This is a genomic window from Kitasatospora sp. NPDC001547 (assembly GCF_042894165.1).
Classification (GTDB): domain Bacteria; phylum Actinomycetota; class Actinomycetes; order Streptomycetales; family Streptomycetaceae; genus Kitasatospora.
In genome coordinates this window covers 199765-222189 of record NZ_JBIAVL010000009.1, presented here as the reverse complement: position 1 = coordinate 222189, position 22425 = coordinate 199765, and the positions used below count along the sequence as shown (strand labels likewise).

The window sequence follows — 22425 nt, the reverse complement described above, 5'->3', positions numbered from 1 at the left end:
GCCGTGGAGGCCTTCCCGCCCTACCCGCCCTGGAGCCTGCGCGAGTACGCCCTCCTCGCCGACGGCGAACGCGGCGCCCTGGTGGGCCCGTTCGGCGAGGTGGCATGGCTGTGCGCGCCCCGCTGGGACTCCGAGCCGCTGTTCGCCGGCCTGATCGGCGGCAGCGGCGTGTACGCGGTGACACCCGTCGGCCGGTTCGTGCCGGGCGGCTACTACGAGGACGGCGGGCTGGTCCGCCGCAGCCGGTGGATCGCCGGGGACGGCATCCTGGAGTGCCGGGAGGCGCTGGCCATGCCGGCGGACCCGCACCGGCTCGTGCTGCTGCGCCGGTTGACCGCCGAGTACGCCCCGGTGCGCTTCCGGACCGTCCTGGAGCCGGGATCGGGCTTCGGGCCCCGGCGCGACCGCGAACCCCGCCGGACGGCGGACGGCTGGTCGCTGCGCACCGGCCCGCTGCGGCTGCGCTGGACGGGTGCCGGATCGGCCCGTCCCGACCGGGACGGCCGGCTCACCGCCGAGACCGTCCTGCACCCGGGCGAACGGCTGGACCTCGTCCTGGAGGCCGCCGACCGCCCCCTCGACGGCCCCCCGCCGGACCCGGAGAAGGCCTGGCGGGCCACCGAACGCGCCTGGCGGGCGGCCGTGCCCGGCCTCGGGCACACCCTCGACGGCCGCGACGCCCGGTTCTCCTACGCCGTGCTGCGCGGGCTCACCTCCCCCGGGGGCGGCGGCATGGTCGCCGCCGCGACCACCAGCCTGCCCGAGCGCGCCGAGGCCGGCCGCAACTACGACTACCGCTACGTCTGGATCCGCGACCAGTGCCTGGCCGGCCAGGCGGTGGCCGCCTGCGGGTCGTACGAACTCCTGGACGAAGCGGTGCGGTTCACCACCGCGCGGCTCGACGAGCACGGCCCCCGGCTGGCCCCGGCCTACACCGTGACCGGCGGACCGGTGCCCGACCAGCGGACGGTCGACCTGCCCGGCTACCCGGGCGGCCATGACCGGATCGGCAACCGGATCACCCGGCAGTTCCAGCTGGACGTCTTCGGCGAGACGCTGCTGCTCTACGCGGCGGCCGCCCGGCACGACCGGCTGGACCCGTCCGCCCGGGCCGCGGTGCGCACCGCCGCCACCACGATCGCCCAGCGGTGGCGCGAACCGGACGCCGGGATCTGGGAGTTGGAGGAGCGCGCCTGGACGCACAGCCGGCTGATCTGCGCCGCCGGGCTGCGCGCGATCGCCCGCCCGCGCGCGGCCGGCCCGGCCGGGGTGCCGGACGGGCTCGCCGCCGAGTGGAGCGCGCTGGCCGACCGGATCCTCGCCCACACGTCACGGCGCGCCCGGCACCCGTCGGGCCGCTGGCAGCGCTCCCCCGGCGATCCGGCGCCCGACCTCGCGCTGCTGCTCCCGCCCTACCGCGGTACCCCGGCCGCCGACGACCCGCGTACGGTCGCCACGCTGCGCGCCTGCCGCCGCGAACTCACCGACGGGCACTACGCCTACCGGTTCCGGCACGACGGACGCCCGCTCGCCGAGGCGGAGGGCGCGTTCGTCCTGTGCGGCTTCCTGATGGCCCTCGCCGAGCACCAGCAGGGCGACACCGTCGAGGCGGCCCGCTGGTTCGAGGCCACCCGCGGGCTGTGCGGCTCGGCGGGCCTGTTCTCGGAGGAGTACGACATCGCCCAGCGCCAGCAACGGGGCAACCTGCCCCAGGCGTTCGTGCACGCCATGCTGCTGGAGTGCGCGGCCCGCCTGGCCCGGCCGCCCGGCGCCTGACGGGAAGCCGGCCTGAAGGGTGGCCGGCCGCCCGGCTCCGCGGGGTCAGCCCGCCGGGCGGGCGAGCACGCTGCGGTCGAGGTCGGCCAGCAGTTCGGCGGTGTCCCGGTGGACCTCGGCGGCGCCCGCGCCGAGGAGTTCCTGCGCGGCGAAGCCGCCGCTCTCCACCGTGACGCACGCCACGCCCGCCCGGGCCGCCGCGGTGACGTCCCAGACGGTGTCGCCGATGAACACGGCGTGCTCGGGCGAGGCGTCCACCCGGTCCAGGGCGATCCGGAGCAGGTCGGGGGCGGGCTTGGTGGCGCTCACGTCGTCGGCGGAGGTGGCCGCGGCGATCACGTCGTCGGCGTCGAGCGCGCGGCGCAGCACCGTGAGTTCCCGTTCGGACGCGGAGCTGGCGAGGACGACCTGCCAGCCCCGGTCGGCGCAGGCGCGCAGCAGCTCGGCGGCGCGCGGCAGCGGCTGGATCAACGGCCAGAACCGGGCGTACAGGGCGTCGTGGGCGGCGGTGATCGCGTCGTCGTCGCCGTGGTCGCGCTCCTCGCCGAGCAGGTGGCCGAGGAGCTGGTCGGAGCCCATGCCGACGGCCCGGTGGACCCGGGCGGTGGGCACCGTGCGATCGTGCTGCCGTAGGGCCTCCCACCAGGCGAGGGCGTGGAAGTACACGGTGTCGAGCAGGGTGCCGTCGACATCGAAGAGTGCAGCTGGGGCCTTGGTCACCGTTTTCTCCTTCGGTCGTTCGCCGACGTCCGCTCGTTCGCCGACTCCGGTTGATCGTTGACTCCGGTTGTTCGTTGACGTCCGCTCGTTCGCCGACTTGCGGATGTCCGCCGGGACGCTCGCGCGGTCAGCCCACCCGGTACCCGTCGGCCCGGGCGGGCGCCAGGCGCAGCCCGTGGCCGGGCGCGCCGTCGGCACCGGGGGTGACGGTGCCGCCGCCGGGGTCGAGGGTGCCGTCGAAGAGCAGCCGCTCGATCCGGACGTGGTCGTGGAACCACTCCAGGTGGCGGCAGTTGGGGACGGCCGCGGCGGCGTGGGCGTGCAGGTGGGGGGCGCAGTGGGCGGAGACGTCCAGGCCGTGGGCCTCGGCGAGGGCGGCGGCGCGCAGCCAGCCGGTGAGGCCGCCGCAGCGGGTGGCGTCGGCCTGGAGGCAGTCCACGGTGGGGACCATCCGGGCGAAGTAGGCGAGGTCGTAGCCGTACTCCCCGGCGGTGACGTCGGGGGTGACGGCGTCGCGGACGATGCGCAGGCCGGTGAGGTCGTCGGAGGAGACCGGTTCCTCGAACCAGCTGACGCCCTCGTCGGCGAGCGCGCCGCCGATCCGGACGGCCTGTTTGCGCCGGTAGCCGCCGTTGGCGTCGGTGTACAGCTCGGTCCGGTCGCCGATGGCCGCGCGCGCGGCGCGGACCCGTTCGAGGTCGCGCCGTTCCCGGGTGCCCCGGGACTCGCCGATCTTGATCTTGACCCGGGGGATGCCCTGCTCCTCGGTCCAGTGCCGCAGTTGGCGTTCCTGCTGCCCGGCGGAGTAGGTGGTGAAGCCGCCGCTGCCGTAGACGGCCACCGGGCGGGCGGCGCCGCCGAGCAGTCGGGCGAGCGGCAGGCCGAGCAGGTGGCCGCGCAGGTCCCACAGGGCGAGGTCGACGGCCGAGATCGCGCCCGCGACCAGGCCGGGGCGGCCGGTGTTGCGCACCGCGCGGTTCATCGCCTCGTGGGCGCCGCTGGTGTCGTGCGGGTCGCGGCCGGTGACCAGCGGGGCGAGTTCCGCGCTGATCACGGCGGCGGTGGCGGGTGCGCCGTAGGTCCAGCCGAGGCCGGTGTGCGGGCCGGCGACGGCTTGGGCGAGGACGAGGGTGGTGCTGTCCCAGGCGAGGGTGCCGTCCGCCTCCGGGGCGTCGGTGGGGACGGTGTAGACCTGGACGCCGATGCGTTCGACGGCGGTCATGCCGGCGCTCGCAGTCCGGACCGCTGCCCCGCCGCGAGCAGGCCGGCGGCGCGGTCGACCAGGGCCATGATGGTCAGCGCCGGGTTGGCGCTGCCCTGGGTGGGGAGCACGCTGCCGTCGGTGATCAGCAGGTTGGGCACGGCGAAGGTGCGCAGCCGGTGGTCCACCACGCCGCCGAGGTGGTCGGCGGCCATCCGGCAGCCGCCGACCAGGTGGGCGTAGCGGTCGATGGTGATGACCTCGTCGGCCCCGGCGGCGCGCAGGATCGACTCCATCACTTCACGGGCGGCCCGGATGAGCATCCGGTCGTTCTCGCACTGGGAGAAGGTGAACCGCGCGACGGGCAGGCCCCGGCGGTCGGTCTCCTCGGCGAGGGTGACCCGGTTGTCCCGCCGGGGCAGCAGTTCGGCGATGGCGCCGAGGGTGGCCCAGTGCACGTAGTCGGACAGGTACGCGCGCAGGTCGGCGCCCCAGTGGCCCTGGGCGACGACGTGCTCGGCCCAGGTGATGGGGAGCGGGGAGATGTTCTGGATGCTGAAGCCCCGCCGGTACGGCTTGCGCGGGTCGGTCTCGTAGTACTGCTCGGTGGTGACCTCGGGCGGCGGGGCCTTGTAGGCGCGGATCTCCTCCTCGAAGCGGCCGGAGGTCTGCGGGGCGCCCTGCACCATGACGTAGCGGCCGACCAGGTCGTGGTCGTTGCACAGGCCGTCGGGGAAGCGCGGGCAGGCGGAGTTGAGCAGCAGGCGCGGGGTCTCGATGGCGTACCCGGCGACGGCGACGGTGCGGGCGCGCTGGAGGTGTTCGCGACCGTGGTGGAAGTACCGGACGCCGCGGGCGAGTCCGTCGTGGTCGAGTTCGACGGCGGCGGCCATGCAGTCGGCGCGGATCTCGGCGCCGTGCGCGAGGGCGTCGGGGACGTGGGTGATCAGCGGGGAGGCCTTGGCGTTGACCTTGCAGCCCTGGAGGCAGAAGCCCCGGTAGACGCAGTGCGGTCGGCGGCCGAAGCGGCCGTTGGTGATGGCGACGGGGCCGACCCGGGCCTGGATGCCGAGGGCGGCGGCGCCGCGCAGGAACACCTCGCCGTTGCCGCCGACGGGGTGCGGCGCGTGCGGGTAGGGGTGGGGCTCGCCCCAGGGCCAGTACCGGCCGGCGACGGGCAGTTCGTGCTCCAGCCGGCGGTAGGACTCCCGCAGGTCGGCGTAGTCGATCGGCCAGTCGGCGCCGACGCCGTCGACCATGTGGGTATGGAAGTCGGACGGGTGGAAGCGCGGCGTGTACCCGGCGAAGTGGACCATCGAACCGCCCACGCCGCGGCCGGAGTTGTTGGATCCCAGCGGCACCGGGTCGGTGCCGTCGATGACCCGGGGTTCGGTCCAGTACAGCTGGTGGGAGGCCGCCTCGTCGCTGACCCAGTCGGCGAGCGGGTCCCAGAACGGCCCGGCCTCCAGGACGACCACGCTCCAGCCCCGGCGGGCCATCCGCTGGGCGAGGGTGGCGCCGCCCGCGCCGCAGCCGACGATCAGCAGGTCGACCTCGTCCGCGTCCCGGTGGCGCCGCATGTTCCGTACCAGGGAGTGGTCGAAGCCGCGGCCGTCGGACGGCAGCAGCCAGGCGGAGGCGTTGCGCCGGCGGACCTCGCCCTCGGCGGCGGCGTTGGCCCGTACGGTCGCGGCGGCGGCGCGCAGCCGGGAGTGCCGGCCGGGGTCGGTGGCGGGCGGGACGGGGCGCGGCGGCTCGTGGTCGGGCGGGCGCGGCGGGCGGGAGTGGGCGTCGGCGACCTCCCAGGGCTCCCGCAGCCCGGCGCCCAGGCGCAGGTAGCCGCGGGGGTGGGCGGGGCCGCCGAAGCCGATCTCGTTCCAGGCGGTGGGGGTGGAGTAGTAGGCGGTGCAGGCGTAGCGGGTCCACAGGCTCCACACGTGCTGCGCGGGCAGGCCGTGCCAGCGCTCGCCCGCCAGTTCCTGCACCCGGCCGAGCACCGCCCGCTGCTGGACCTCGGTGAGGTCGGCGAAGCAGCCGTCGGCGTCCTCGTCCAGGGCGCGCAGGCTGCGCCGCCAGGCCTCGTCGTCCTCGGGCAGGTCGGCGAAGTGCCAGCCGTCGGTCTGCCGCTCGGCGAGGCGGGCGTCGATCATCGCGAGCAGCGGGGGCTGCGGGTGGTCGAGCAGCTGGTCGAGCAGGGCGCGGGCGGTGGCCTCCTCGGCGGGGGTGAAGAAGCGCAGCGGCGGCTGCGGGCCGGTCCGGGAGAGCACCGCGGCGACGGTCTCGCGGTCCCAGTGGCGGACCTGGCCGAGCACGTCGTAGCCGGGGAAGCGGGGTTCAGGCATCGCGCGACTCCCGGCGCAGCACGGCGGCGACCAGGCCCATCCCTCCGACCAGGCTCATCAGCAGCGGGGCGAACAGCGGTGGGCCCATCTCGATGTTGTAGCGGGCCATCGTCCAGCCGCCGGGCTTCTCGGCGATGCCCCGGACGTGCAGGTAGGTGCCCTGCAGGCCGTTGGCGGTGATCGCGGCGGAGGCGACCGGGAGCAGCGTGTGCGCCGCGCGCGGGCTGCACGCCCCGGCGATCCCGGCGGCCGCGCCGACGGGGCCCAGCCACACCGGCCACCACATGACGCGGTTGCCGAAGCCGGCCCGGTCGTGCTCCAGGTAGATCTCGGCGGCGGTGATCACCGAGCCGCCGGCGGTGGCCAGGGCCAGCGAGCGCTGGAAGCGGCCGGTGCGGATGTTGCGCAGGGCGAGGTCAGTGATGCCCATGCCGGCCTCCGAAGGAGGGCAGGAGTTCCTGGAGCTTGGCCTTGAGGCCCTGACGGACCACCGCGACGCGGTCGGCGTCGCCGCGCAGCACGGACTCGGCGGCGGCCTGGATCTGGTCCCAGGTGGCGTGCGGCGGGATCGGCGGGACGGCCGGGTCGGTGACCAGCTCCAGCACGTAGGGCCGGTCGGCGGCCAGGGCGCGCGACCAGCCGTCGGTCACCTGCGCGGGGTGGTCGGCGCGCTCGGCGCCCAGGCCCAGGCTACGGGCGAAGCCCGCGTAGTCGACGTCGGGGAGCTGCTGGGAGGGCAGGAAGCTGGGTGCGCCCTGCATCGCCCGCATCTCCCAGGTGACCTGGTTGAGGTCGCGGTTGTTGAGCACCGCCACCACCAGGCGCGGGTCGTCCCACTCCTGCCAGTACTTGGCGATGGTGATCAGTTCGGCGAGGCCGTTCATCTGCATCGCGCCGTCGCCGACGATGGCGATCGCCGGGCGGTCGGGGTGGGCGAACTTGGCGCCGATCGCGTACGGCACGCCGGGGCCCATGGTGGCCAGGGTGCCGGACAGCGAGCCGCGCATCCGGCCGCGGAAGCGCAGGTGGCGGGCGTACCAGTTGGCGGCGGAGCCGGAGTCGGCGGTGACCATGGCGTCGTCGGGCAGCAGGTGGTCCAGGGCGTGGACGGCGTACTCGGGGTTGATCGGGTTCGCCTCGACCCCGGCCCGCCGCTCCATCACGTCGCGCCAGCGTTCGACGTTGTCGCAGACCGTGCGCTGCCAGTCGCGGTCCTCCTTGCGGGCCAGCCGCGGCAGCAGGGCGTCCAGGGTGCGGGCGGCGTCGCCGACGAGATTGACCTCGTAGGGGTAGCGCAGCCCGACCATGAACGGGTCGAGGTCGATCTGTACGGCCCGGGCCTTCCCGAACTCGGGCAGGAACTGGCTGTAGGGGAAGCTGGAGCCGACGGTGAGCAGGGTGTCGCAGTCCCGCATCAGCTCGTAGGAGGGGCGGGTGCCGAGCAGACCGATCGACCCGGTGACGTACGGCAGGGTGTCGGGCAACACGTCCTTGCCGAGCAGGGCCTTGGCCACGCCGGCGCCGAGCACCTCGGCGACCTGCTCCACCTGTCCGCGGGCGTGGGCGGCTCCCTGGCCGACCAGCATGGCGACCTTGCGGCCGGCATTGAGCACCTCGGCGGCGCGGCGCAGCTCGTCCTCCTTCGGCACGATCGTCCACTGCGGGCTGCCCAGGCTGGAGGGCACCATCTTGAAGGCGTGCTCGGGCGGGCTGTAGTCCAGTTCCTGGACGTCGGCGGGCACGATGACGGCGGTGACCGTGCGGCGGGCGGCGGCGGTGCGCATCGCCCGGTCCAGCACGTTGGGCAGCTGCTCGGGGACGGTGACCATCTGGCAGTACTCGGCGGCGACGTCCTTGTACAGGCTCAGCAGGTCGACCTCCTGCTGGTAGGAGCCGCCCATCGCGCTGCGGTCGGTCTGCCCGACGATGGCGACCACCGGCACGTGGTCCAGCTTGGCGTCGTACAGCCCGTTGAGCAGGTGGATCGCGCCCGGGCCCGAGGTCGCCGCGCACACGCCGGTGCGCCCGGAGAACTTGGCGTAGCCGACGGCCTCGAACGCGGCCATCTCCTCGTGCCGCGCCTGGATGAAGACGGGGTCGTTGTCGGCCCGGCCCCAGGCCGCGAGCAGCCCGTTGATGCCGTCGCCGGGGTAGCCGAAGACGTACTGCACGTCCCAGTCACGCAGTCGTTCGAGGATCTGGTCGGAAACCTTCGGGGACACGGTGCTCCTCCTTCGGCCTTCACGGCGACGGCCCCCCGCAGCGCGGTTATCCGCTACGGGGGTCCGGAAACGCCTTCCGGCCGTAAAGATCGGCGGGGCGGGCCGGCCGCGGGCGGGGTGTGCCCGGCGCGGCCGGGCTTGCCGGGCGCGGGCCGGGTTTGCCGGGCCCGGCTGCGGCTAGACGCACCGGCGACAAGGAGGCGGAGGCGATCGTCATGGCGGCACCGGACACCGGCCGGGTGAGGCGCGCCCACCGCCACTGGACGGGACGGCGGGAGACGCCCGAGGAGCGGGCCGACCGGCGCTGGACGGACCTGCTCCAGGAGGTGCGGGTCGCCCAGACGGGCTCGCAGGTGCTGTTCGGCTTCCTGCTGAGCGTCGTCTTCATGCCGCGCTTCACCCAGCTCGGCGACTTCGACCGGGGGCTGTACGTGACCACGGTCGTCCTCGGGGCGCTGGCCACCGGCGCGCTGGCGGCCCCGGTGGCCTACCACCGGATCTTCGCCGGCCACCGCCTGAAGCCCGAACTGGTCGACGCGGCGGCCCGGCTGGTGGCCGTCGGCCTGCTGCTGCTGGCGCTGACCATCGGCTCCGCCCTGCTGCTCCTGCTGCGCACGGCGACGGGCTCGGCGGCGTCCGGCTGGATCACCGGGGCCGTCATGCTCTGGTTCGCGTCCTGCTGGCTGCTGATCCCGGTGCGGCACCTGCGCCGGCACGACTCGCGGAGCACCCGGCCTCCGGGCGACGCCGGCGGCCCGGACCGACCCGCGCCGGGTTCCGCCGGGGACGGCGGGGACGGCGGGGACGGCGGGGACGGCGGGGACGGCGGGGACGGCGGGGACGGCGGGGCTGGGCGCCCGCCGGGTTTCGGGAAGGACGGCGGGGCAAGACGCGTGCCATGAGCATCCGTACGCGTTCGAAACCGCGCACCGTGGTCATCACCGGTGCCTCCGCCGGCGTCGGCCGGGCCTGCGTCCGCGCCTTCGCCACCGGCGGCGACCGGCTCGTGCTGGTCGCCCGGGGCCTGGCCGGGCTGCGCGCCGCCTCGGCCGAGGCCGAGGCGGCCGGCTCGCCGGTGCGCACCGTCCTGGCCGACGTGGCCGACCCGGAGGCCTGCGAGGCCGTCGCCGACCGCGCCGAGGCCGAGTTCGGCCCGATCGACGTCTGGGTCAACGACGCCTTCGCCTCGGTCTTCGCGCCCTTCACGGAGATCAGCCCGGAGGAGTTCCGCCGCGTCACCGAGGTCACCTACCTGGGGTACGTCAACGCCACCCGCGCCGCGCTGCGCCGGATGCTGCCGCGCGACCACGGCACGATCGTCCAGGTCGGCTCGGCGATCGCCTACCGGGGCATCCCGCTGCAGACCGCCTACAGCGGCGCCAAGCACGCCATCCAGGGCTGGCACGAGGCGCTGCGCTGCGAACTGCTCGCCGAGGGTTCGGCGGTGCGCGTGACGATGGTCCAGCTGCCGGCCGTCAACACCCCGCAGTTCGACTGGGTGCTCAACCGGCTGCGCGGCCGGGCCCGCCCTGTGCCGCCCGTCCACCAGCCCGAACTTGCCGCCCGCGCCGTACGGTACGCGGCCGACCACCCCGGGCGGCGGGAGTACTGGGTGGGTGCCAGCACGGCCGCCACCCTGGTCGCCAACGCCCTCGCGCCCGGCCTGCTCGACCGCTACCTCGCCCGCACCGGCATCGACGCCCAGCAGGAGGACGGGCCCCGGCCGGCGGACGACCGCTGCAACCTCTGGACGCCCGTGGACGCCTCCGACGACCACGGCGCGCACGGCCGCTTCGACTCCGAGGCCCGTGAGCGCAGCGCCCAGTTGTGGGCCTCCCAGCACCACGGCCTGCTCGCCGTCGGCGGGGCCGCGCTGCTCGGGGCCGCGGCGAGGGCGCTGGTACGGCGGTCGTGACCCGGACGGCCGGCGCCTGAGCGGAGCCGAGAGCGGAGAGCGCGGAGCCGGGCCGATCATCGGACGTTCCGGCCTCGCGCTCCGGCGAACGGGTGGTCGGGCACGCCGATCCCGCGCGCGTCGGCGTTGCGCACGGGACGCCGTCACCGGCCGGACGGTACACCTGGGGCCGCTCGCCGCGACGGCGACGCTGCCAGGACGGCCGGTACAGGGGGTGACTCGATGCGGACGGTGGCCGAACTCCTGCTCTGGTGGGGGATGTTGCTGCTGCTGAACGTCGTGCTGATCAGCTCGGTGACACCGCTGGAGGTGGCGGTGGGCGGCGGCGTCGCCCTGCTCGGGGCACTCGGCGCGCTCGCCGCCCGGCGTGGCTCCGGCGCCACCCCGGGCGGAGCGGCCCGCCTCGCCCCGGCGCTGCGGGCCTTCCCGCGGACCCTGCTGGCCGACACCGGCCGGCTGGTCCTCGCCGTGCTCTCCCCCCGCCGCCGCCGGTCCGGCTTCCGCGCCGTGCGGCTCGCCCCCGGCACCGGCCCCGCCTGGGCGGCCGCGCTGCTCTCCTCGACCCCCGGCGCGTACGTGGTGGACGTCGACGGCCAGAGCCTGCTGGTGCACGCGCTCGGCCGGGAAGCCTCCGCCCTGGAGCGCGCGTTGACGGAGGCGGCCGAGTGAACGCCTGGCTGCTGGCGGCGGCCGTGCTGGCCGTCGGCGGGATCGCCCCGTGCCTGCTGCTCGGGCTGTCCGGCGAGGCGCGGCGGCGCCTGGCCGGGCTGAACCTCGCCGCGCTGGTGACCGCCGTCGTGCTGCTGCTGCTCGCCCAGGGCTTCGGCCGGCCGTCGTACACCGACCTGGCGCTCGACCTGGCCGTCCTGGCCCCCGCCGGGACCCTGGTGTTCACCCGCTTCCTGGCCGGCGAGGAGCGCTGATGGGGCGGCACGCCGTGGCCCTGGTGCTGCTCTGCGCGGGCACGGCCGCGCTGCTGCTCTCCGCCCTCGCGCTCGCCGTGCTCCCCGGCCGCCACCTGCGCCTGCACGCCCTCTCGCCCGCCGCCGTGCTCGGCGCCCCGCTGGTCGCGCTCGCCCTCGCCGTGGACACCGGGCCGGGCCGGGCGGCGGTCAAGCTGCTGGTCGTCGGCGGGCTGCTGGCGGCGGGCGGCACCGTCACCACCATGGCCGTGGGCCGGGCGGCGGCACGGCCGTGACCGACGCCCTGATCGTGATCGCCCTGCTGCTCACCGCCGTCACCGCCACCGCGGCGGCGCTCACCCGCGACCCGGTCCGGCAGGCCGCCGTGCTGGCCCTGCTCGGACTGAGTCTCGCCCTGCTCTTCACCGTGCTCCAGGCGCCCGACGTCGCGCTCTCCCAGCTCGGCGTCGGCAGCGCGATCACCCCGCTGCTGATCCTGCTGACCGTCCGCCGGGTGCACCGCGAGGAGCACACCGACGAACGCCGCCCGGACGGCTCCGAGTGAACCGGACCGCCCGGCTCGGGCTCTTCCTCCTCGCGGCCTCCGTGCTGGCCGCCGCGCTGGTCGCCGCCGCCGGTGAGCTGCCCGGCTTCGGCGGCGAGCGGCACCCGTACGGCGAGCGGGCGGTGGCGGCCGGGCTGGCGCGGCGGACGGCCAACACCGTCTCCTCCGTCAACTTCGACCAGCGGGCCTTCGACACCCTCGGCGAGGAGTCGATCCTGTTCGGCTCCGTGCTCGGCGCGGGCATCCTGCTGCGGCTGGCCCGGGACGAGCGCAAGCGCCGGCCCGCCGCCGAGCCCGTCCTGCCCACCACCCGGCTGTTCGGCGCCGCGCTGCTGCCGGTCACCGTCCTGACCGGCGGCTACCTCGTCGCGCACGGCGCGCTGAGCCCGGGCGGCGGCTTCCAGGGCGGCGTCGCGCTGGCCACCGCCCTGCACCTGGCGTACGTCGCGGCCGACTACCGGGTGCTCAAGCGGATCCGTCCGCTCGCCGCGCTGGACGTCGCGGACGCGCTGGCCGCCGGCGCCTTCGCCGCGCTCGGCCTGATCGGCCTCGCCCAGGGCGCCGGCTACCTCGCCAACACCCTGCCGCTCGGGACCTTCAACCAGCTGTCCTCCAGCGGGCTGGTGGCCGTCGTCAACGCCGTCGTCGGGGTCGAGGTCGCCTCCGGCGTGGTGGTGCTGCTCGCCCACTTCCTGGACCAGGCCGTCGAGGTCGCCCCCCGGGGGGAGGAGGCATGAGCCTGCTGCCCTACCTGGTGGCCGGGTGGATCCTGCTGGCCGGCCTGTACGGCCTGGTGACCAGCCGCAACCTGGTGCAGGCGGTCGGCTGCCTGGCCGTCGCCCAGTCCTCGACCTACGTCCTGCTGCTCGCGGTCGGGTACCGCCGCGACGCCACCGCCCCGGTCTTCTCCGACCTGCCGACCGACGCGCCGGTGGTGGACCCGGTGGTCCAGGCACTGACGCTCACCGACATCGTGGTCGGCGCGACCGTCACCGCGCTGCTCCTCTCCCTCGTGATCCAACTGCGCAAGCGCCACGGCACGGTGGACCCGGAGGAACTGACCGGGCTGCGGGGGTGACGGCCGGTGCGCACCGCCGACCTGCTGCCGCTGGCCGTCGCCGTCCCGCTGCTGGGCGCGGCCGTCACCGCCGTCGCCGGCCGCTGGCTGCCCCGCCTCGGCCGCGACGTGCTGGCCACGGCCCTGGCCGCCACCGACGTCGTCTGCCTCGCCCTGCTGTGGGCCCGGACCGGCCCGGACGGCCGGGCGGTCTCCTGGCTGGGCGGCTGGACCCCGAGCGACGGGCACAGCGTGGGCATCGTGCTGGTCGCCGACCGCCTCGGCAGCGGCCTCGCCCTGCTCGCGGCCGTCCTCGTGCTCGCCGTGCTCTGCTACGCCTGGCGCTACTTCGACGAGCCCACCGGCGAACGCGGCGGACTCTTCCCCGCGCTGCTGCTGCTCTTCGAGGCCGGGATGTGCGGCTTCGCGCTCACCGGCGACCTCTTCGACGCCTTCGTCTTCTTCGAGCTGATGGGCGCCGTCGCGTACGCGCTGACCGGCTTCCGGATCGAGGACCCGCGCCCGCTGCACGGCGCGCTGGCCTTCGGGCTGGTCAACTCGGCCGCCGCCTACCTCTCGCTGCTCGGCATCGGCCTGCTCTACGCCCGCACCGGCGAACTCGGCCTGGCCCAGATCGGCGCCGAGCTGGACCGGCTCGCCGCGCCCGGACGCGGCCCGGACGCCCTGCTGGTCGTGGCCTTCGTACTGGTCCTGGCCGGTCCGCTGGTGAAGGCCGCCGCGGCGCCCTTCCACTTCTGGCTGCCGGACGCGCACGCCGTCGCCCCGAGCCCGGTGTGCATGCTGCTGTCCGGGGTGATGGTCGAACTCGGGGTGTACGGCGTGGCCCGGATCCACCGGGTGATCTTCGCCGGGGCGGGCGGACTGCCGGACGCCGTCGTGCGGGACACCCTGCTGGCCGCCGGGGTGCTCACGGCGCTGGTCGGCGCCGTGATGTGCTGGCAGCAGCGGCACCTGAAGCGGCTGCTGGCGTTCTCCACGGTCGGGCACGTCGGACTGTTCCTGATCGGCGCGGCCCTGCTCACCCCGGCCGGGCTGGCCGGCACCGCGGTGTACGTGGCCGGCCACGCCGGAGCCAAGGCCGCGCTGTTCGGCCTCACCGGCGTGCTGCTCGACCGGTTCGGCTCGGTGGACGAGCACGGGCTGCACGGCCGGGCCCGCGAACTGCGCGTCACCGGGCTGCTGTTCGTCCTGGGGGCACTGGCCCTGGCCGGGCTCCCGCCGTTCGGCACCGGGCTCGGCAAGGCCGTCGCCGAGGAGGCCGCCGGGCACGAACTGGCCTGGCTGCCCGCGGTGTTCGTCCTGGTGTCGGCGCTGACCGGCGGCGCCGTGCTGCGGGCGGCCCTGCGGGTCTTCGGCGGGGCCGGCGCACCGCCGAGGGAGCACCCGGAGGTGGCCGCGACCACCGGCGAGGGCGAGGAGCCCGAGATCCGCCCGCCCGACCGGCGGCTGCCCCCGCCGATGGTCCTGGCCCCCGCGCTGCTGCTGGCCGGCTGCCTGGCCGTCGGCGTCCTGCCCGGCGTCGGCCGGGCCCTCGCGGCGGGCGCGGCCGCCTTCACCGGCCGCGAGGCCTACCTCGCCGACACCCTCGGGCGCCCGCCCGTACCGGCGGCCGCCGCGCCGGAGGCCTGGTGGACGGCCTCCGGCCTCGGGCTCGGCCTGCTCTCCGCGCTGCTGGCCGTCGGCTTCGCCACCGCCGCCGTCCGCCGGCGCCCCGGGCGCGGCACGAGCGGCCTGCACCGCGCCGCCGTCCTGCCGCTGCGCCGCCTCCACTCCGGCCTGCTGGGGGACTACGTCGCCTGGCTGGCCGTGGGAATCGCCGCCCTGCTGGTCGCCCTCACCGCCCAGCTGTAACGTCACCGCTCGGCCCGTGACGGTCACGTACGGCCCGGCCGGCCGGCGCGGCCCGGTTGCCGGCTCCCGGGACTCCGGCGGTCAGCGTCCCCGGCCGTTCCGCGGCTCGGCGGAGGTCCGGGACCAGTCCAGGTACTGCCGGCGGACGTACGCCCGGGCGTCGTCGCCGTCGGCGGTGGCGCCGTCGTGCTCGGTCAGGTACCCGGCCGCGATCCGGGCCCACGCCACCTGCTCGACGTCCGCGTCCCCGCCGGCCAGCGCCACGCGGTCGGCCCGCGCGGCGATCCGCAGCAGGTACTCGCGCCGCCTGCGGGGCGGGCTCTTGACGGTGCTCCGGCAGGCCGCGAGGTCCCGCCGCTCCTCCTCCACGCCCGGGGCGTCCGCGTAGGCCTCCGCCGGCGTTGGCACCGGCCCGACCGGCACGGTCCGCACCGGCCGGGGCGGCAGCCGGGGCAGCCCGTGGAGGGAGAGCACCGCGTCGGCGAACTCCGGCCGGTCGACGGGCAGTCCGTGCCGGCCGAACAGGGCGAACAGCTCGGCCAGGGCGCGCGGTTCGACGCCGCGCGGCCGGTCCTCGTCGGTGACGGTGAACTGGCCGAACAGCGGGCCCCAGAAGCGGCCCGGCGGGTCCACCAGGCGCAGCCGCAGGGTGATCCGGCGGACGCCGGTCTCGTCCTCCTCGTCGAACTCCATGAGCAGCCCGCGGATCTCCGACCAGGCGTAGCGCCGGGCGACCAGCAGCCGGACCACGGTGAGGCCGTCCACCTCCTCCCGCAGCCAGCAGGTGTACGGCGTCCCGACCGCCACCGCGGCGGCGACCAGGGCCGCGATCAGCACACCCGTCGCCGGGGCGGTGGCACCGGACTCCGTCAGCGCGATCAGCGTGGCCAGGCCCAGCAGACAGCCGGCTCCCAGGCTCTCGCCCCGCAGCCGCGTATACCGCAGCCGTATCGTCCGCATCCCGTCCCGCCCCCCGGTCCGCCCGTCGCGTGCGGCTCCACGCTCCCGGGGGCCGCCCGGCCCGGGCAAGCCCCGGCGGGGAGCTGTGACGGCCCCGTGACGAACCGCCGCGCCGCCCGTCCCCGGCCCTACCGTCCGCGCAGCCGCCGGACGAGGTCGCGGGCGGCCTGCGGCCAGGCCGGGTGGTCGAAGGTGAAGCCCGCGTCGAGCAGTCGGGTCGGGACGACACGCCGGCTCTTCAGCAGCAGCTCGGTGTCGGAGCGCAGCGCGAAGGCGCCCAGCTCGGCCATCCAGCGGGTGGCGGGGAGGGCCAGCGGCATGCCCCAGGCACTGCGCAGCTCGCGCATGAACTCGCGCTGGGGCAGCGGGTGGGGGGCGGCCAGGTTGACCGGGCCGGTGAGGTCCTCGCGGGCGACCAGGAACTCGACGGCACGGACGAAGTCCCGCTCGTGGATCCAGGAGACGTACTGGGCGCCGCCCGCGACCGGGCCGCCGGCGCCGAGCCGGGCCAGCCAGGAGAGCGCGTCCAGGGAGCCGCCGCGCTCGGGGCCCAGGACGGCGGCGGTGCGCAGCGCGACCCGGCGGGTGTGCGGGGTGTCGGCCTCCGCCTGGGTGCGCTCCCAGGCCAGGGCGACGTCGATGCTGTGCCGCCAGGCGGGCGGGGCGTCGGGTTCGCCGCCGCCGATCAGGCCGTCCCGCTCGTCGTTGGGGGCGTCGTGGCGGTGGGCGTAGACGGTGGCGGTGCTCATCTGGAGCCAGGCGGCGGGCGGCCGGCGGGCGGCCGCGACGGCCTCGCCGACGACCCGGGTCGAGTGCACCCGCGAGTCCATCATCTCCTGCCGGTTGGCCTCGGTGTAGCGGCAGTTGACGCTGCGCCCGGCGAGGTTGAGCACGACGTCGGCGCCGTCGACCTCGGCCGCCCAGGCGCCGAGGGTCCGGGCGTCCCAGCCGATCTGCCGGGGCCCGGCGGGCCTGCGGCTGAGGACGACGACCTGGTGTCCGGCGGCGGTCAGGCTCCGGTCGAGCAGCCTTCCGAGCGCGCCGGATCCGCCGGGAATGACGACCTTCATGGCTCCCCCTCGTACCTCGGTTCCCCGGTTCCCCGGGCGCCTCGGGGCCAGCCTAGCCCAGGCTTCTGAACGTGTTCAATTCCACCGCTCCCCCGGGCGGCCCGGGGGGCTGAAACCGCGTTGAAACCGCGTTGAAGGCGGGCCCCGGCAAGCTCCGGCCATCGGAAAGCGCCGACCGGGCCCGCCACGCGGCGGCCCCGCAGCGGCAGAGCCACAGAAGGAGCACCCGGCATGACCAGCAGCCCCGTCCAGCTCACCCCCGAGGACATCGAGAACCCCGTCGGCGCCTACGCCCGGTTCCGCGGGCAGGCCGAACTGCCCCTGGTCGCGCTGCCCGGCCTGGACACCCCGGTCCGGCTGGTCACCCGCTACACCGACGTCAAGGCCGCCCTCACCGACCCCCGGCTGGTCCGGGACCGGACCGGCGTCGCCGACCCGGCCGGTTCCGGATCCGACCCGCAGGACGAACTCCTGGCCGCCGCCTGCGAGGGCCTCCCGGCCGAGTACGCCAAGTACCTCGCCGGCCACCTGTCGCTGTTCGACGGGGAGGAGCACGCCCACCGCCGCGCGCCGCTCACCCGCGCCTTCAGCGCCCGCCGGATCGCCGCCCTGCGCGGCTTCGTCGAGCGCGCCGCCGCCGAACTGCTGGCCGGCCTCGCCGACCGGGACCAACCGGCCGACCTGCTGGGCGAGTTCGCCTACCCGCTGGCCACCCAGGTGATCTGCGAGCTGGTCGGCGTCGAGGAGGCGGACCGGCCCCGGGTCTGCGGCTGGATCCGCGACTTCGCGTACGGCGACGGCACCCGGACGGTCGAGGGCCTGGTCGGCATCGTCGACCACGTCAAGGAGCTGATCGACCGCCGCCGCGCCGAGCCCACCGAGGACCTCGTCTCCACCCTGGTGCACGACACCCGCGAGGGCGAGCAGCCGCTGGACGAGGACTACCTGGTCTCGGCCGTCTTCCTGCTGATCAACACCGGCATCACCCCGCCCGCGCTGTTCCTCGCCCACGGGCTGCTCGCCCTGTTCGACCACCCCGAGCAGCTGGCCCGGCTGCGCGCCGAGCCGCAACTGCTGGAGCGGGCCGTGCCCGAGCTGCTGCGCTACGTCACCCTGGTGCGGATCGGTGCGACCCTGTACGCGGCCCAGGACTTCGAGTTCGCCGGGACGGCGCTGCGCGCCGGAGACCCGGTCACCGTCGCCCTGCTGGCCGCCGACCACGACCCGCGGGAGTACGGCGAGGCGCCCGAACGCCTCGACGTCACCCGGGAGTTCGGGCGCGGCGACGGCCACCTGGCGTTCGGCCACGGCGTGCACTACTGCCTGGGCGCGGCGCTCGGCCGGCTGGTCACCTCGGTGGTGCTGGACCAGGTGGTGATCCGGCGGCCGGAGGCGGCGCTCGGAGTCGCCCGGGAGGACCTGGAGTTCGGGCACTGGCCGGCCGACGGCTTCCACCTGCTGCGGCTGCCGGTGCGGCTCTGAACGGCCGCGGCCCTGAACGGTTCTGACGCGCCGCGCCCTCGGCCGTACGGAGCCCGGGGTCAGACGCCCAGAAGCCGGCGCGCCTCGGCCGCCAGCGCCGACCGGTCCGGCGCCGCGCACCCGGTCACCGAACCCCCGGTCGCCGCGATCCCGGCCGCCCCGTATTCGGCGACCGCCCGCCGGTACTCCTCCCGGTCGGCCCGTTCGGCCTCGCCCCGGGCCGCCGCCGAGCCCATGGTGGGCTGGAAGTTGCGCAGGCAGCGGAACCGCTCGGCCAGCACGACCAGCCGCACGCCGGCCCTGGTCCGCTCGGGGTCGCCGTCGCGGGCGCCCCGGTCCAGTGCGACCAGGCCGAGCGCCAGCAGCAGCGTCCCGGCGAGCGGCCCCTCCACCAACGCGGCCGGACGACTGAGCAGTTCGGCCAGCCGCCCGGGGAGGGCGGCGGCCGGCGCGGCCACCCGGTCCAGCTCGCCGTGCCGGGCGTGGGCGGCCACACAGACGGCCACCAGCTCCAACGCCCAGGACCGGTCGGCGGGTGACCCGGCGGACAGCCCTCCGGCCGGCTCACCGGACGCCACCCCGGACGGCACCGCCAGCAGCTCGGCGGACCGCCGCCACAGCGCCAGCCCGGCCGCCACCTCGCCCCGGGCCAGGGCGAGTTCGGCCCGGACGCCCAGCTCCGGGGTGAGCAGGTCGACGGCCTCGGCCGGCCGGTGCCGCACCGCCAGCTCCAGCCAGTGCTCGGCACCGTCCGGGTCCCCGGCCTGCAGGCTGCCGATCACCATGCCCCAGCGCAGGCCCAGCATGTCGGTCCAGTCGCCGAGCCGGTCCAGCTCCGCCATCGCGGCGCGCAGCAGCGGCAGCGCCTCGGCGCCCCGCTCGCCCTGCAGGTGCAGCTCGCCGAGCCGCGCCAGCGCGAGCACCCGCAGCCAGGGCACCGGCAGCGCCTCGACGGCCGCCAGTGTCCGCCGCGCCGAGGCGGTCGCCCGCTCCAACTGCTGCGCGCCCTCCCAGCGGTAGCCGGCCACCGCCTCGGCGACACCGGCGAGCAGCGGTTCGGGCGCGGCGCACAGGGCCGCCAGCGGGCCTTCGTCCGGGCTGCCGTCCCGCGCGGAGCCCAGCACCTCGGGGACGGCCGCCATGACGGTGGCGATCGCCCGGACCGGGCTGTCCGGCGCAGCCGGCGGCAGCCGCCGCAGGGCGGCGAGCAGGCGCAGCGCGCCCGTGCCGGTGCCGAGTCCGCCGCCCGCGGCGAGCAGGGTGTTGACGGTGCTCAGCGCGGTGAGGGTGCGTACCGGCTCCAGCAGCCCGGGCCCGGGGCGCAGCCGGGAGACCGCGCCGCCGGTGTCCTCGGCGAGGGCGAGCAGCCGGACGTAGTTGCCCTCGGTGGTCCACAGCCCGGCGAGTACGGCGGCGACGGCGGCCACCGTCGGTGCGTCCCCGGCAGCGAGGGCCAGGCGCAGCGCGTGGACCAGGTTGTCCTGTTCGGCGCGGGCCAGCCGCCACTGCGCCACGGCCGCCGGGCCGAACGGGCCGTCGTGGTGGGCGAGCCCGAACTCCCGTGCCCAGGCGCGGAACCGGGCGGCGACGGCCTCGTCCTCGGCCGCCTTCGTGCGCTCGGCCGCGCCGAACTCGCGGACGGTCTCCAGCATCCGGAACCGCCCGCCGCTCGGGGTGTCGACCAGCCGCAGCAGGGACTGGTCGACCAGGTCCTCCAGCACGGCCAGGACGTCGGCGCCGTCGTCGTCGAGCAGCCGCCCGGCGGCCTCGGCGGTGAAGCCGCCGGGGAAGACGGAGAGCGCGCGCAGGGCGGCCCGGCCCGACGGGTCGAGCAGGTTCCAGCTCCAGTCGACCACGGCCTGCAGGGTGCGGTGGCGGCGCGGCGCGTCCCTCGGCCCGCCGCGCAACAGGGCGAAGCGGTCGGCCAGCCGGTCGGCGATCTCGGTCACCGCCAGCACCCGCACCCGGGCCGCCGCCAGCTCCAGCGCCAGCGGCAGCCCGTCCAGCCGGGCGCACAGCCCGGCGACCGGGCCCGCGGGCAGCTGGACGTCGAGGCGGGCGGCGCGGGCCCGCTGGGTGAACAGCTCGACGGCGGCCTCCCGGTCCAACTCCGGGAGCAGGTACAGCGATTCGGCGGAGATCCCGAGCGGGGTGCGGCTGGTGGTGAGCACCCGCAGGTCCGGGCGGGCGGCCACCAGCGCGTGCACCAGGTCGGCGACGCCGCGCACCACCTGCTCGCAGTTGTCCAGCACCAGCAGCACCGGCCCGGGGCCCAGTGCGCCGGCGATCGCCGCCTGGTCCCCCGTGCCGAGCGCGGCCGCCACCGCTCCGGCCACGTCCTGGTCGGCGGCCACTCCGGCGAGCGGCACCAGGTGCACCGCCCGCTGCGCCGCCCGGCGCGCCACGGCGGCGGCCAGCCGGGTCTTGCCGAGCCCGCCGGGGCCGACCACCGACACCACGCGGGCGGCGTCCAGCAGTTCCGCGACGGCGGCGAGGTCGGCCTCCCGGCCCACCAGGGCGTTCGGCTCGTGCGGTACCCCGCGCCGCACCGGAGCCTCTTCACCGCGCAGCAACTCCTGGTGCAGCGACCGCAGTTCGGGGCCGGGGTCGGCGCCCAGAGCCTCCCGCAGGCCGCGGCGGTAGCGGTCGTAGCGGCCGAGCGCGGCGGCCGCCCCGGCCGTCCGGGCCTCGCTGCGCAGCAGTTCCAGCAGCACCTCCTCGTCCCGCGGCTGCCCGGCGGCCTCCTCGGCGAGCGCCTCGACGGCTTCCGGGTGCCGCCCGGTGCGCGCGAGCGCGAGCGCCCGGGCGCGCCGCAACGCCCGCCGGGTACGGGCCCGTTCGGCGCGCAGCGCGGACACCGGGTCCGCTCCCCCGTCCTGCGCGGGATCGCTCTGCCCGCCCCACAGTTCCAGCCCCGCCTCGGCCTCGGCGAGCGCCCCGGCGTGGTCCCCGGCCCGCGACTTCTCGGCGCACGCGGCGGCGTGCAGCAGCACCGCGGAGGCGTCCACCCGCTCCTCCCCGAGCCCCAGCCGGTACCCGGTCGGCGTGCTGACGATCAGCTCCGCCCCGAACTTCGCCCGGGCCCGGGACACCAGCACCTGCAGCGCCTTCTCCGGCCGCTCGGGCCCCTCCTCCGGCCACAGCCCGTCCACCAGCCGCCCCCGGCCGCGGCCGGCCCGCACCTCCCCCGCCAACAGCGCGAGCAGCCCCCGCAGTCCGGGGGCGGTGACCTCCTCGCCGTGGCAGGAGACGGTGGACAGCACGCGCAGCTCGATCGTCACCGCGTCAGCGTAACCAGCGGCCCCCGGCGCTGATCACCGGTCAGCGGAAGCGGACCCTTGTGCGGGAGCCCGCCGGTACCTAGGGTCACGATGTATCGGTTCGATACATCGAACCGATAGCTCTGGCCGTCCGGGTCAGGTCGACCCCGGACGGCCACCGCGCGCTGCGCACCCGGCGCGGACCGCCGACCGGATGGAGCCACGATGACGGGGACCGACCGCACCACCGAGCACCACCGGGACGACGCACGCCGCCCCGCGCCCACCGGGCGGGCTTCGGCCCAGGACGAACGGCGGCTGCACGGTTCGTCGTTCGGCCGGGCGGCGGCCGCCTACGCCGAGCACCGCCCGGACTACGCGCGGGCCGCGGTGCGGTGGGCCCTGGAAGCCGCGCCCGGCCGGCGGGTGCTCGACCTCGGCGCGGGAACGGGCAAGCTCACCGCCACGCTGGCCGCGCTGGGCCACGACGTGGTCTCGGTCGAACCCGACCCGGCGATGCTGGCCGAACTGCGCGGATCGCTCCCGGCCGTCCGCGCGCTGCCGGGCAGCGCCGAGGCGATCCCGCTCCCGGACGGCGCCGTCGACGCCGTGGTGTCCGGCAACGCCATGCACTGGTTCGACATGGACCTCGCGGGGCCGGAGATCGCCCGGGTGCTTGCGCCCTGCGGCGTCCTGGCCGGCCTGTGGAACGTCTTCGACGACGGGGTCGACTGGGTGGCCGGCCTCGCCCGGGTCACCGGCCCGGCCGCCATCGGCCCGCGCGACCTGCCCGCCGGCTGGCGCACCGAGACGGCGCGGATGCACCTCCCCCGGTCCGGCGGGGAGGCCTGGTTCGACTCCGCGGAGCAGGCCGAGTTCCCGCACCGACAGCGCCGGACGGCGGACTCCCTCGTCGCGACCCTCGGCACGAAGGCGGGCGTCCTGGTCATGCCGGAGCAGGAGCGCGAGGCCCTGCTGGACGAGTCCCGCGCCTACCTCGCCGCCCGCCCGGAGACCGGCGCCGGCGAGTTCACCCTCCCGATGCTGACCGGCGTCCTGCGCGTGCGCCGGAGGTGACCCC

At 76.5% G+C, this 22425-nt stretch carries 20 protein-coding genes; 12 read left to right on the top strand and 8 right to left on the bottom strand.

The features are described 5' to 3' along the window. Positions 1-3 precede the first annotated feature (3 nt). Positions 4-1776: a glycoside hydrolase family 15 protein gene (locus tag ACFY0X_RS19000; protein WP_387756022.1), complete on the top strand. Its 1773-nt coding sequence runs from the start codon at positions 4-6 to the stop codon at positions 1774-1776. A gap of 45 nt (positions 1777-1821) precedes the next feature. Here ACFY0X_RS19000 and ACFY0X_RS18995 read toward each other — a convergent pair whose 3' ends face one another. From ACFY0X_RS18995 to ACFY0X_RS18975, 5 genes are all read right to left on the bottom strand, one after another. After that, positions 1822-2496, bottom strand: a complete 675-nt coding sequence (locus ACFY0X_RS18995; RefSeq protein ID WP_387756020.1) for an HAD family hydrolase — start codon at positions 2494-2496, stop codon at positions 1822-1824. Between the two features lie 127 nt (positions 2497-2623). Continuing rightward, positions 2624-3718, bottom strand: coding sequence for an enolase C-terminal domain-like protein (locus tag ACFY0X_RS18990; protein ID WP_387756018.1), 1095 nt, complete (start codon positions 3716-3718; stop codon positions 2624-2626). Next, entirely contained in the window at positions 3715-6039 is a 2325-nt protein-coding gene (locus tag ACFY0X_RS18985) for a GMC family oxidoreductase (RefSeq protein ID WP_387756016.1), read from the bottom strand. Before ACFY0X_RS18985 ends, ACFY0X_RS18990 begins: the two co-directional genes overlap by 4 nt. After that, entirely contained in the window at positions 6032-6469 is a 438-nt protein-coding gene (locus ACFY0X_RS18980) for a hypothetical protein (RefSeq protein ID WP_387756014.1), read from the bottom strand. Before ACFY0X_RS18980 ends, ACFY0X_RS18985 begins: the two co-directional genes overlap by 8 nt. Further along, positions 6456-8261, bottom strand: a complete 1806-nt coding sequence (locus ACFY0X_RS18975) for a thiamine pyrophosphate-requiring protein (protein WP_387756012.1) — start codon at positions 8259-8261, stop codon at positions 6456-6458. The genes ACFY0X_RS18980 and ACFY0X_RS18975 overlap by 14 nt, the downstream gene beginning before the upstream one ends. A 215-nt stretch (positions 8262-8476) precedes the next feature. Between ACFY0X_RS18975 and ACFY0X_RS18970 the strand changes: the two genes are divergently transcribed. From ACFY0X_RS18970 to ACFY0X_RS18930, 9 genes are all read left to right on the top strand, one after another. Then, positions 8477-9163, top strand: coding sequence for a DUF6328 family protein (locus ACFY0X_RS18970; protein ID WP_387756010.1), 687 nt, complete (start codon positions 8477-8479; stop codon positions 9161-9163). After that, a complete protein-coding gene (locus ACFY0X_RS18965; protein ID WP_387756008.1) occupies positions 9160-10176 on the top strand; it encodes an SDR family oxidoreductase in 1017 nt (338 codons plus the stop codon). Before ACFY0X_RS18970 ends, ACFY0X_RS18965 begins: the two co-directional genes overlap by 4 nt. Positions 10177-10398: 222 nt before the next feature. Continuing rightward, positions 10399-10845: a hypothetical protein gene (locus ACFY0X_RS18960; protein WP_387756006.1), complete on the top strand. Its 447-nt coding sequence runs from the start codon at positions 10399-10401 to the stop codon at positions 10843-10845. Then, positions 10842-11099, top strand: a complete 258-nt coding sequence (locus ACFY0X_RS18955; RefSeq protein WP_387756004.1) for a monovalent cation/H+ antiporter complex subunit F — start codon at positions 10842-10844, stop codon at positions 11097-11099. Before ACFY0X_RS18960 ends, ACFY0X_RS18955 begins: the two co-directional genes overlap by 4 nt. Then, the gene (locus ACFY0X_RS18950) at positions 11099-11374 is read left to right on the top strand and encodes a monovalent cation/H(+) antiporter subunit G (protein WP_387756002.1); all 276 of its coding nucleotides are present in this window, start codon (positions 11099-11101) and stop codon (positions 11372-11374) included. The genes ACFY0X_RS18955 and ACFY0X_RS18950 overlap by 1 nt, the downstream gene beginning before the upstream one ends. Beyond that, positions 11371-11643, top strand: a complete 273-nt coding sequence (locus tag ACFY0X_RS18945; RefSeq protein WP_387756000.1) for a Na(+)/H(+) antiporter subunit B — start codon at positions 11371-11373, stop codon at positions 11641-11643. The genes ACFY0X_RS18950 and ACFY0X_RS18945 overlap by 4 nt, the downstream gene beginning before the upstream one ends. After that, on the top strand, positions 11640-12380 hold the full coding sequence (locus ACFY0X_RS18940) for an MnhB domain-containing protein (protein ID WP_387755998.1): 741 nt from the start codon (positions 11640-11642) through the stop codon (positions 12378-12380). The genes ACFY0X_RS18945 and ACFY0X_RS18940 overlap by 4 nt, the downstream gene beginning before the upstream one ends. After that, positions 12377-12721 (top strand): sodium:proton antiporter, encoded by a 345-nt coding sequence (locus tag ACFY0X_RS18935; protein WP_387755996.1) that lies wholly within the window; start codon positions 12377-12379, stop codon positions 12719-12721. Before ACFY0X_RS18940 ends, ACFY0X_RS18935 begins: the two co-directional genes overlap by 4 nt. A 6-nt stretch (positions 12722-12727) precedes the next feature. After that, positions 12728-14572 (top strand): complex I subunit 5 family protein, encoded by a 1845-nt coding sequence (locus ACFY0X_RS18930; protein WP_387755994.1) that lies wholly within the window; start codon positions 12728-12730, stop codon positions 14570-14572. A gap of 81 nt (positions 14573-14653) precedes the next feature. Here the strand turns inward: ACFY0X_RS18930 and ACFY0X_RS18925 are convergent, their stop codons facing one another. Together ACFY0X_RS18925 and ACFY0X_RS18920 are read right to left on the bottom strand one after the other, a co-directional pair. Further along, positions 14654-15532 (bottom strand): hypothetical protein, encoded by an 879-nt coding sequence (locus tag ACFY0X_RS18925; protein ID WP_387755992.1) that lies wholly within the window; start codon positions 15530-15532, stop codon positions 14654-14656. Positions 15533-15660: 128 nt separating this feature from the next. Further along, the gene (locus ACFY0X_RS18920) at positions 15661-16602 is read right to left on the bottom strand and encodes a TIGR01777 family oxidoreductase (protein ID WP_387755990.1); all 942 of its coding nucleotides are present in this window, start codon (positions 16600-16602) and stop codon (positions 15661-15663) included. 231 nt (positions 16603-16833) lie between these two features. On the opposite strand from ACFY0X_RS18920, the gene ACFY0X_RS18915 reads away from it, so the two are divergent. Continuing rightward, a complete protein-coding gene (locus ACFY0X_RS18915; protein ID WP_387755988.1) occupies positions 16834-18084 on the top strand; it encodes a cytochrome P450 in 1251 nt (416 codons plus the stop codon). Positions 18085-18143: 59 nt separating this feature from the next. Here the strand turns inward: ACFY0X_RS18915 and ACFY0X_RS18910 are convergent, their stop codons facing one another. Continuing rightward, complete coding sequence (locus ACFY0X_RS18910; protein WP_387755986.1) at positions 18144-21365, bottom strand: ATP-binding protein; 3222 nt, start codon at positions 21363-21365, stop codon at positions 18144-18146. A gap of 204 nt (positions 21366-21569) precedes the next feature. Between ACFY0X_RS18910 and ACFY0X_RS18905 the strand changes: the two genes are divergently transcribed. After that, positions 21570-22421 carry a class I SAM-dependent methyltransferase gene (locus ACFY0X_RS18905; protein ID WP_387755984.1) on the top strand — a complete coding sequence of 284 codons (852 nt, stop codon included), beginning with the start codon at positions 21570-21572 and terminating at the stop codon, positions 22419-22421. The last annotated feature ends 4 nt before the right edge of the window (positions 22422-22425 follow it).